The organism is Tranquillimonas alkanivorans (assembly GCF_900115595.1).
In the GTDB taxonomy this organism is placed as follows: Bacteria; Pseudomonadota; Alphaproteobacteria; order Rhodobacterales; family Rhodobacteraceae; genus Tranquillimonas; species Tranquillimonas alkanivorans.
This window is the reverse complement of sequence record NZ_FOXA01000026.1, coordinates 1-10,994: the sequence shown is the minus strand read 5'-3', so window position 1 is coordinate 10,994 and position 10,994 is coordinate 1. Positions and strand designations below refer to the sequence as shown.

The 10,994-nt window shown below is 63.7% G+C and carries 8 protein-coding genes; 4 read left to right on the top strand and 4 right to left on the bottom strand.

Features of this window, described 5'->3' with window-relative positions:
• The coding region (locus tag BM162_RS23155) for a hypothetical protein (RefSeq protein WP_218153134.1) at positions 1-734 on the bottom strand (734 nt) is incomplete at its 3' end.
• 138 nt (positions 735-872) lie between these two features.
• Complete coding sequence (locus BM162_RS18475; protein WP_093424959.1) at positions 873-2,471, bottom strand: hypothetical protein; 1,599 nt, start codon at positions 2,469-2,471, stop codon at positions 873-875.
• Between the two features lie 338 nt (positions 2,472-2,809).
• Here BM162_RS18475 and BM162_RS18470 point away from each other — a divergent pair, with 338 nt between their 5' ends.
• Positions 2,810-4,009 carry a hypothetical protein gene (locus BM162_RS18470; protein ID WP_143096214.1) on the top strand — a complete coding sequence of 400 codons (1,200 nt, stop codon included), beginning with the start codon at positions 2,810-2,812 and terminating at the stop codon, positions 4,007-4,009.
• Here the strand turns inward: BM162_RS18470 and BM162_RS22485 are convergent.
• Together BM162_RS22485 and BM162_RS18465 are read right to left on the bottom strand one after the other, a co-directional pair.
• Positions 3,910-4,446 (bottom strand): hypothetical protein, encoded by a 537-nt coding sequence (locus BM162_RS22485; protein ID WP_143096213.1) that lies wholly within the window; start codon positions 4,444-4,446, stop codon positions 3,910-3,912. The genes BM162_RS18470 and BM162_RS22485 overlap by 100 nt on opposite strands.
• Positions 4,434-6,476 (bottom strand): DNA topoisomerase 3, encoded by a 2,043-nt coding sequence (locus BM162_RS18465; protein WP_093424956.1) that lies wholly within the window; start codon positions 6,474-6,476, stop codon positions 4,434-4,436. The genes BM162_RS22485 and BM162_RS18465 overlap by 13 nt, the downstream gene beginning before the upstream one ends.
• A gap of 133 nt (positions 6,477-6,609) precedes the next feature.
• On the opposite strand from BM162_RS18465, the gene BM162_RS18460 reads away from it, so the two are divergent.
• The 3 genes from BM162_RS18460 to BM162_RS18450 all read left to right on the top strand — a co-directional run.
• Positions 6,610-6,951, top strand: coding sequence for a hypothetical protein (locus BM162_RS18460; protein WP_143096211.1), 342 nt, complete (start codon positions 6,610-6,612; stop codon positions 6,949-6,951).
• A 3-nt stretch (positions 6,952-6,954) separates the two neighbouring features.
• Positions 6,955-10,536, top strand: a complete 3,582-nt coding sequence (locus BM162_RS18455; RefSeq protein ID WP_093424953.1) for a hypothetical protein — start codon at positions 6,955-6,957, stop codon at positions 10,534-10,536.
• On the top strand, positions 10,533-10,994 hold a 462-nt coding region (locus BM162_RS18450; RefSeq protein WP_143096210.1), incomplete at its 3' end, for a hypothetical protein. The genes BM162_RS18455 and BM162_RS18450, both read left to right, overlap by 4 nt.

Genomic DNA, 10,994 nt, shown 5'->3' with positions numbered 1-10,994 from the left:
TCGCCATTCGGGACAACTTCCGTATCGGCAGAGGCCCGGGGCTTGAGGGAGCTCATCACCGCGGGGGCGATGCCCGAGGTGACCGCGCCGACCTCCCTGGCGCTATCCGAAATGCCTCTGGCCGTTTCTTCGGCCGAGGGCAGGCGGGGGTCGGTCAGGGCCGACCAGAGCGAGCTGACGCCGTACGCTGCCCCGCCGACGCCAAGGACCGCGATGAGGGCGAGGAGGGCGATGCCGACGCGTTTGTTCGTGCGGGCTGCTGCCGCGCCTTGCGCGATCAGCGCCTCCGCTTCTTCCTCGGGCACGCCGCCCGTGACTGCGAGGCCGCGGGCGGTCTCATCGTCACCGCGGCCGGCGGCCGCGAAGATTTCGTTGCGATAGTGGGCATGCCAGACGGCCGTCCGGGTGGTGCGGACATCATCGGCGACCTCGTCCGGAATGGTGTCCGGAAACGCCCGGGTGAAAACGAAGGCTGCGCGCAGCTGGTTGGTCTCGATCAGGTCTGCGGCGAGTTCGAGCGCGGTGACCCAGGCGCTGCGCTGTGCGGCATCCTGGCTGTCATCGGTCAGGGCGCGATAGAGATCGCCCATGTCCCCTGAACCCTTTTCTCGGAACTGGCCGGCCAGAATGGCCTCCACCCGCGCGGCACGAACCGGATCCCCGCCTGATTTCGAATTGTCTCCCTCGACAAGGGAATTGAGGTTCGCGATGGCGGTGCCGAGCTGATGTCGCATGTGATTGCCCTAAATGGTTCTTCACCAAGGGAAATAGGCGCATGCGTTCCCCTTCGGGAAACAGTCGGCACAGCGATTTCGGCCTGCGGAGAGGGAAGTGTCTCCGTTCGGATTGGCCCAGCATCCCTCACAAGGCCGTCATGCGGCGGCCTTCGAAATCTCCTCATGGTCGACAATCTTCAGGCCGAGGCGCAGCAGGATGGATTCATAGATCTCAAGAACCCCCTGCGGGGGATATTCCCGGACCTCGGTGTGCCCGTTCTCCATGAGGCCCTTCATCATGGCTTCGTCCGGCCTGCGAAAGCCGAGATCATCCAGCTCTTCCAGGAGCCGGTCTTCTTTACCTTCAGGATCGGAGACTTTGATATCGTCGAACCAGAGCCGAAAAGGAACAACACCCGCGTCGAAGCCGTATCCTTGGTACCTGCCCTGGAAATATTCATTTTCCGGATTCTTGGTCCAGCCGACCTTCACATAAGGCCATGGCGTCTTTCCCCGGGTATCGAGAAACTCCAGCACGTAGACGAAGCCTATCTTCGTCGCCGGGCCGCCGTGGGACAGCCGACACCGGGGCTTATTCTTGCCGGCGATGAAGAACACATCCCGGCGATGCCCGCAGTCGCAGTTGTATCGATAGCGATTGCCGGGAAGCTTTTCGGTAAGGGTGACCTCGTGGCCGGGGGCGGCCACGGCGTTGACGAATTCTTGCTTCGCGGCCAGATGGCAACCGTCGCACTGGAAGATCGGGATCGTCCTGGAGGGGTTCTCGGAGAAATCTCGGAAGGTGCGGGACCTTTCCTTCGTGCAGCCGGTGCAGCGCTGCTTGATTTCGACCTCACGGCTCTCCGGGTGCGTCCGCCGCACTGAGATGACCCCAGGGACCATCTTGTGCCGCGCGATCTTCGCCTCGACCGTCTTCTCCGCGCCATCGATGTCGCATTGCTTACAGCTTCCCGGGGTGCGGCCCGCGCGGGCACGGGTCAGAACATTCGACCGATCCCATTCGAGTGTGTGCGTCTGGCAGGAGCATTTCTTCGAGCGCATGAGGAGTTCGGTGTGGGTGCTTACGACGAAGCTGAGAAACTCGTAGCCGGCCTTGTCGCAAAGGCAGGCAGGGCATCCCTCCCAGGCAGCCTCCGATCCCTTGGCCCATGAAGCAACGCGTCTCAGCGTGTTGGTGAAGTGGTGACCCTCGGGGCACCGGAACGTGCGCGGCGCATCCCGGTCACTGGCGGGGCCGCAACTGAGCGTGGTCTCGATGCGAAAGGCGTCGAAGATCCTGTCTGCATCGCAGACGGCGCAGCCCTTGGTCGAACTGCCGGCATGCATCTGGAGGAGGTTGACCGCATCCACTTCGAAGACGTGTCCGCACCCTCTCGGCCGGAGGCGAACCACCTGCGAGGTGCCGTAGTCCAGGAAGGCGAGGGCAATCCAGCCCCTCCGGCGAGCCGCTTCCTTCTGGTCCTCCGAGGGCTTGCCTGCAGTCGCACGGGAACAGGTGGGGCAGGGCCGCGATGTGGCGCCCTTCAGCTGCTCACGGGTGAGGGTGTGAATGCCGCAGCAGGCCTCGCATTGAACCTCGACGCCCCCGAGCTGCACCTGGGCGCACCCATTGAAGAGCGCCCTCCGGCTCGGCGGCACATCCGCGTTCTTCGGCCAGTAGGCCAGGGCCTGGTAGCCCTTCTTCTTGGCGTTCTTCCGATCTTCGTTCTTGAGGTGCGAGGGCTGGAACGGCATGAGCTTCCTCCGCTGGGATGTTCTGGTATCGTTCCATATTGGCGAGTGCGCGAAAAACCGAACCCTCGCCCCTGAAGAGATCACCCTGAAGAGGACATCCATTAACCCGTGTAGTGGGAGCCGGATGTCCTCTGGACCGCTATCACTGGGACAGGTGACGCGCCCTCTCATCCAGGACTCCTGCAGAAGCCACCTGAGGAGGTCTTGGGGTAGGCGACCAAGGGAAGGGGAGGTAGCTACCTCATCGGCTCTCCCTGTAGCCACCAAGCCTCGGTAGGCCGGAAGGCGATAGCCCCTCCTGGTCCGAGGGAGGGGATTGGCCGATGCCTAAGGCGGAAGTGAAGGTGCCGCTCAGGCAAGGGGTCAGTCATCCTGTCAGCCTGCCTGTCAGCCTGCCTGTCAGCCTGCCTGCTTTCTGTCTGTCTTTCTGTGGGTCGTCCGGAAAATCGGTCGCGCATTTCAAGATCCGGGAGCAGGGGACGATGTCCTTCCTCGGGACGCTGTCGTGGAGGGCGGCTCCCATGGGCAAGTTCAGGAGTTCTCACATGCTCGATGCTGTGGCACGTGCCGCGATTGCAGGCGGCTCAGACGACACCTCGGTCCCCGAGGGGGTGCGACAGCGAGACGAAGGCCATGCGCGACCATCCCCGGGCAATGGGAAGACCGCAGGCAAGAGGATGGCAGGCAAAGGCGGCCGCCGCCGGACGCCCGATGGGCTGGAATATGCAGAGCCGATCGCTGGCGGACGGGCAGCTGACCTTGCGGGCTTCAAGCGCCTCGGGGTCCCGGCGCGGTTCCGAGTGCCGCAGGCGATCTCGGACGCCGAGATCCTTATGCCGCGCAACAAGGTCTGGGCCTGGCGGCTACTCTTCATCGCCCTCGCGTTCGTTGACCAGGATCCGGAGGCGGCGCGGCAAAACACGTTCGTGGTGCCGTTCGCCGATCTCATTGCCGCATTCGGCAAGGCCGGCGTCCGGAACTACGGCAAGCTGAGGGAGGCCATCGCGGATCTTGCCGAACTGAGGATTCACACGGAAACGGGCGAGACGCTCGGCATCCGCCTCTCGCACGAGGTCCAGGGAATGGCCTGGGAGGTCTATGTCGGCGATCTGGCGCGCTTCTACGACGACGTCCGGATCTATACGCGCGCCCACTTCGAGGAAATCGCATCGCTGAGCACGAACCTCGACATGATCCTCTACCTCCGCGTCAAGCGGGTCTGGCGGATGAGGTCGCCAGAGGTCGGGCTTGACCTGTCGGGGTTGCAGGGGGCGTTGCCGGGCAGGGCAATCGGCCGGGGACAGTTGACCCGTGCCATTCGCGCCGCGCTGGCGAACGTGGCGACGTGCCTGGGAGAGAGGCTCGCATTCGAGTTCGCGCGAGTGCCGGGCTCGAACGAGCTCTCTCGGCTGAATGTCGGGCGCCTCGTGGCGCAAGATCAGGACATGAATGCGTCGAAGTCGGTTCCACGGGAGGGCGCATCCTCGGCCATGTCCTTCTCGAGGGCTGCGAGAGCATCTTCCGCACCCCTGTCCTGAGACGGATCCTGTTGGATGCGCTCCGGCTCGCCGCCGCCTCCCGAGGTCTCATCGAGTTTTTCAGGCTCAGGCGAGGTCGTTTCGGTCGCTTCGAGCAGAGCCGGGTTGATGTAGCAGGCCGTGCACCATGACTGGACCAGCACGCCGCGGCTCGCGATGAATTCCGAGACCTCCGTGTCCGTCGAGGGAAGGCGTTTGGGCATGCTGAGGGCGCGCGCGTAATGCGACAGGCGCGACTGCTCGACGCGGCTCATCGGCTCGACCTTGTAGCTGGCCTGGGATGGGACGAACGGGTAACGTCCGGCCTCCATTCGGCGCCGAAGCTGCGCCTCGGCTTCTTCCGTGCCGCGCGCCGTCACGAGGTCGACGATGCGCCACTCCTGTCTATCGCCGTCGGTGTGCGTGGCTTTGATGGTGAATGGCTTCATGCCTCGCAAAATCCTTCTTGTCTGAATGGTGCCAGGTCGACGCCCTTGAGGGCCACCCAGCACTTCTTGGCAGCATCCCACCGAGCGCCGAGAGCTTTCGCGCGCTCGCGCTGGTCGTAGCTCACCTTCAGTGGCGTCGCGCCGTCGAGCTTCGCGGCGTAGGCCTTCTTCTGAGCGGGCGTGAACGAACCATTCGATGCCTTTCCGGTCCCGGCCATCCTGTCGAGTGCGGCGCCCTTGATGACGGCGACATCCCTGGTGACCGTTCCCTGGATCCCGCCGAGGAACTTCTTGGCCAGGCCCGGCTCACTGCCGGTGGCGATGCGACTGAGTACGTCTTCCCAGCGCGCCGTGGTGACAGGATCGGCGTATGCCGGCGCAGTCGCCTTCAGGGCATCGATCAGCGCGCACCCGGTATCGGTCGGGGAAATGCTGCGCTTCTTGAGCTGGACATAGCCGCGCGCCTTGAGGACTTCGATCGTCGCAGCGCGCGTGGCTGGCGTTCCGATGCCGGAGGTTTCCTTGAGGGTGGCCTTGGCCTTGGGGTCGTCGACGTAGCGGGCGACGGACTCCATCGCCTTCAACAGCGACTTCTCGGTGAAACGGGCAGGGGGCTGCGTCTTCTTCGCCTCGAGTTTCGCGTCAGAGATCTGCGCCGCCGCACCGTCCTTGACGGGAGGAAGGGTGTCATCCTCCTCTTTGCTGTCCTCCGCCGCCGCGAGACCCGCAAAGGCAGATCTCCATCCCGGCTTGGTGATCTGGCGGCCAGAGGAGCGCAGCGGGACACCATTGGCATCCATGGAAATGGTCGTCTGGAGGTACTCGAGGTCGGGCATGTGGGCGGCGCACCAGAAGCGCGCGACCATTATGTAGAGCTTGCGCTCATCCTCCGAGACTGCCGAAAGATCGGCTTGCTTGTTCGTGGGGATGATGGCGTGGTGAGCAGTGATCTTGGCGTCGTTGTAGACCGTGTCGCGCTGGATTGGCGTTCCGAGTTCGCCGAGCAAGGGGGCGAGCTCATTGATTGCCCCGAGGTTCTTCGCGATTGTGGGGATGTTCTCCTTGTGCTCATCGGGAAGATACCGGCAATCCGTTCGCGGATAGGTGAGGATCTGGTGCTTCTCGTAGCAGGCCTGGAGGACAGCGAGCGCCTTGTCGGCCGACCAGGCGAAGCGGGAGTTCGCCTCGCCCTGGAGCGTGGCAAGGTCGAGGAGCTTCGGCGGCGCCTGCTTTTTCGCCTCGGTCTTTACCGAAAGCGGGCCTCGTGCGCCCTGTACGCGCTGAAGAAGGCTGTCTGCCTTCGCCCGATCCGTCAACCTCTCCTCCGCCGACGGCGCGAAGCGCAGGCGAACGTCGCCGTCTTGGGTCGCCGCCGTGGCGACGATCTCGAAGAAATCCTGGGGCTTGAAGCCGGTGATCTTGCGCTCGAGATCGACGATCAAGGCGAGGACCGGGGTCTGGACGCGGCCAACTGAAAGAGGCTTCCCGCCGAAGGCCGCCATTTTCAGCGTGGCGGCGCGACTGAGGTTCATACCGACAATCCAGTCGGCGTACATCCGTGCCGCAGCCGCGTGATACAGCGGCTTCGTCTCGCTCGCCTCTCGCAGGCTGGCCAAGGACCGCGTGACCGCGGGAATGGTCAGGTCAGACAACCAAAGGCGCGCGGTTGCACCCTTCCATTTAAGCTCATTGAGGATCTCGTAGGCGATGAGTTCGCCTTCACGGTCCGCGTCCGTTGCGATGACGACCTTTGAGGCTCGGCGCATGTGCGATCGGATGGCCTTGACCTGCGATCCCGCTCGAGAGTCCTTCGGCTTGAACAGGAATTTCTCGGGCACGATGGGCAGGGTTTCCCAGTTCCATCGCTTCAGGTCTTCGTCGTAATCATCCGGCATGTAGGGCGTAAGCAGATGGCCGAATGCCCAGGTGACGATCCAGCCGTCTCCTTCAATGCCGCCATTCGATTTCCGGCCTCCTCCGAGAGCCTGCGAGATGATGCGGCCCTGGTCCGGTTTTTCGCAGAGATACAGCGTCGTCATGCGGGATTCCCGAGGCTGGTGAAATGTCGTGGTGAGAAGGGCGTGGCCATATATTCTAAATATGCTCACGGACCGTTCCTCAGTAAGCGAGGCCCGACTCGCAATCGCCCGCGCTGCCTTCCAGGAGGCAGACTTGGACGTACAGATTCCTGAGCGCCCCGTTGCGCTCCACCGGCGGACTTACCTGTTCGCCATCCCGGAGAAAGAAGCGGAATTTTCCTGTGATCGCCTGGCAGACGCCCTTGGGGAAACGCAAGCCCTTGTGGATTGGGAGCCTTCCTCGCAGAGGCGCGGGCTTCGCTATGTAGAGCAGTCGGAATCGCTTCCGCCGGCCGTCTCAGAATTCACGTCGGAAGAAGCGCGTGCCGAATGGGCAGGATGGAGCGCTCGGGAGAAGCAAGAGAGGGCGATGATTGCCCGAGCTGCCCGAATGGAAGCGTCGCGCGCGGCGCGTGCCGAAAGAGAGGTGGAGTAAACCATGTCCTCCGACGAGAATCTGAAGGCAGACGCCCTCAAGGAAATCAACAGCATATTTGCCAGGAACGGGATCGACCGGGAAGTCGGTCGGGACCTGGCGTCAGAGGATGTCTCCGCGCTGAGAAAGCTGATCGCTACCCTCAAGCAGAAGCGCAAGGCAGGCGCCACCTCGAGGGCCGAAACGGCGGATTACGGCCTTTCCATCGGCATCAGGGAGATGCTCATGTCAGGTCACCTGGAGGTGGCCGGACACGAGGATGTCGAAACCATCGCAGCCGCCGAGTTCCGGCGGGCGGAAGAGGACGCACGCCGAAATGAGGCGGCGCGCCAGAAGGAACCAGGTGGACCTGCTCCGGACGTGGCCGTCTATCGCAGCAAGATCTACTCGGGTCGCATGCGGGTGGTGCCTGACACAGCGCCCCCGAAGTCGGTCCGTGGGTCTGTCGAATGGATCAAGCAGAAGAGCAACGTAACGCCGCTCGTCGACCCTGCCCACCAGCTGGTCATCCTGCGCCTGCGCGCGGAAGGGATGAACAGGGATGAGGCGGAGACGCGCGCGAAGCAGGTCCTTGAGGCGAGGGGCGAGGATCGCGCCTTGCTGCATGGCTCGGACGCACTCGTCGTCGCCCGTTCCCTCCATGCCGAGAACGACCTGACGGAAGAGGAAAAGCGGGCCGCAAATTCAGTCCTGCGCAAGGTCGTGACAGGCGACGAGGCGGTGCTCGACGATGAGCCGGATGTCGAGCTCCCGACCGCCATCGGTGATCGCAGAATTCCCGCAGAGATGACGCCCGCAGAGGCGGGGGCGGTGCGCGCGAACCTTGTTCCGGGCTCGCTCGACCAATTCTCCCAGGGCGACAGGGATGTGATAGCGCTTCTGGAGCGCGGCATATTCTCGGGCAAGATCAAGGTCTCGAGGGAGCGGTCTTTCGGTGCCGTAGCCACGCGCGAGGCCTCGAATGTCGAGCAGTTCGTCCAGGTGGCGGATGAAGCCAACCCGGTCGGCGACCGCTTGGCTGCCATGATCGAGGATGACAATGGTCCGGCGCGTGCCGAGGAGCTCGAGCGGCGTCTTGAAACGATGGTCACGACGGACCGCGAGGAGGAGGCGGCTGCGCGCGAGGAGGCCTCCCGAACGACGGAAGACGGGCTGAAAGCCCTGCAAGCGATGGGGATCCGGACCCGCCGCGACGAGCCGGCCGGTCCCGATGAGGTCGAGGCGCGAATTGCGGAGACCATGCGCGCGACGCGCCCGGGAAGAGAGACGGTTTCCGGCCGTGTGAATCTCACCCCAGAGGCCGACAAGCTCGAGGCCATCGATGCTTACGTGAACGTCCTGAGATCCTGGGAGATGGCCGCCAATGCCGGCGAGGCAGACGCGGTTCAATACCTGCTGGATCGGCGCCTGGCATGCGTCGAGACGCTGCGCTCTATGGGTGCGATCAACAGCGCCTTCCTTTCCGGGAGAACGACGGGCCTCAATGGCGACCTGGCACTCTATCTTGCCGCCGATATCGAAGAGATCGACACGCCCGAGAAGGGTAGCCCCCAATGGACAGACCGAAAGGAGAGGTTGGCGGCGGTCCGAGACCGGCTGCGGTCGGGCCTCGAAACACATGTCCCGGCGAACCGCTGGAATCCGAACTCCAACGGCGGCATCGCTCCGGAGCACTTCGCGGAACTGACCCGTCGCGCTGCAGACCTCATTGCGAACGGTGAAGAAATCGGGGACCAGAGGCGCGTCGTCGAGATCATGCGCAACGAGGTCGTGGCGCACTCCTTCCATGGGCAGTTCATCATGGATGTGCTCGCCGAGACGGACGAGTCCGACCAGAGCGCGAAAGACGAACTGCTTGCCGGCTTCGGCTGGTCCCGCGCGATCCGCGACGACAACAACGCGGAACTGGAAGCAGTGCCGATGTCGGAGGCGGTCAAGGCCGGCATGGGCAGCGAGACCGGCATCGAGAAGCTGCGCCAGTTTCAACGCATCCATGCTCTCGGCAAGGAGATCGAAACGAATCCGCCCGCCGTCATTGCGTTGCATGAGCACCTGAAGGGAGACGACTGGGCTTGGAACATCGCGCGAGCGGGGCTCATCGAGCAGCGTTTCGACAAGTCGATCCTTGCCGAATACAGGCGGGAGCTATCCAAGGAAGAGATCAGGGCGTCCGGCCTCAAGGGCCGCAAGGCGGATGATCCCGTACGCGTCTTTGCGAGCGCCTATCAGCGCTTCTTGAGGGACTTCGAACTCGGCGACGAGCGCATGGCGCTCGCGATGAACGCGATGCGCGTTTCGGCCAAGAAGATCCTGGAGAAGAGCGAAGACATCAAGGCTCTGTCCGACGGGAACAACGAGCTGATGGCCGCGCTGCTGGAGTTCAGCGGCGACAGGGAGGCCGAGCTCAGGCAGGAGTCCGAACAGGTGTTCGGATCTTCCCTGCGGGACCTGGTCGAAAAGCAGGGCCTTGCCGGAGCGCCGGTCAGAAACTTCTCGAAGGATGCTGACGCTGCGTTCAATAGTGGCGACGACCTCGTCTTCGAGGCGGTTTCCGGTGATGCCGTGCGCATTGCGCGGAGCCGCGAGGAGCTCGAAGCGGGCGAGGGGCAGGTCTACAGTCTTGCTGGATTGGTGGCTCCGCCGAGCACCATGGTTGACGAGAAGGGGCAGGAGCGGCCGGTCCTTACGAAGGACGGGGAGGTGAATGCCGGCCAGGAGAGCCTCGAAAACCTCGCAGGTCTGCTGTCGCGCTTCGACCGGAAGCACCTGTCCGTCGAGATTCTGGAAAGCAAGAGCGGCGAGAAATGCGCGCAGATCACTCTTCCCGGCGGAAGAACCCTCGCGGACGAGCAGATCCGCATGGGCTACGGCCTTGTCCGGTCCGGTTTCGGTGACACCGACAGGCGACATGAGAACCTGGCCAAGCGGTCGCGCTCGGAGAAAAAGGGACTCCATGCCCACGGCTTCCCGGAGGTCAGCGGGAGTTGGAGAAGCCAGGATGGAACGCCGAAGCTCAGCCTCGCCGAGCGCCGAGATCGGATCTCGAACACTGTCTTCAACTACTTCGCGCCGGATGTCCGCACAGCTGCCGAAATGCTGCGTCGCCCGGAGACCCGCTTCATGGCGCTGCCCCTGAAGGCTTGGTCGGCTGGTCCGGTCATGGAGAGGGAGATGCGCGGTTTCGTCCGGGAAAACCCGGAACGGGCGATCGAGATGTACGAGGAATCCTGCTCGATGCTCGACGAGCTCTACCAGAAGAAGCAGGAGAAGGGCCTGCGTTCGAGGGAGCGGTATGCCACCGACTACGTGAACCGGGGTAGGGCGATGATCGGGGCGGCCCTTGCCGCCGAGAACGAGTACGACCTCAGCGACCCGACGAATCCGAAGAGCTTCGAGCAGAGAAGTCTCGAGGACCTCAAGAAGTACCCGAGCCTGACCGAGGAGGCGCGGATCGAGCGCCGCGAGCGCTGGAACCAGCGCATGAAGGACGCGGCCGAGAAGGGCGAGAAGGCGGTTCGCGCCGGCTTCCGTGAAGCCGGCCGTATGGCAGACTCGGTCATGTCGATCGGCGAGGGCCTGGTATGATCGAGGTCGGGGGCCATAGGGCCGTGTTCGTGCCGCGCGACCGCGTGGAAGAGGCTCTCAGCCTCGGGGCGGAATTCCGCCCTGGCACGAGCCTGATGGCCATGAGGTCCGAGCACAGCATCTCCGAGCGCAGTCTCAGCGAGTTTCTCGATTACGATGCGCGTCTTCGATGGGTCCACGAAGCCATTCAGGAGACCGCGCCACTTCCATTCGCTTCACCCGCACTGGACGACGCCGGAAAAAGGCATCTCGACCTCATCCCGCTGCATGTGCCTCGCTTCAGGCGCCGGGACGCGCGCAGACTCCCCGGCGTGCGATGGGTAGTATCGCTTGGGTATTATGCCTCGGACGGAACCGGCGCTTTCGCCGGCATCGCGGAATTCCTGACGCCGAGAATGGAGTGTGTCGCAGCAATCGACGAGCAGATGAGGCAGGTCTGCGCGGCCGCGCGCGGCGGG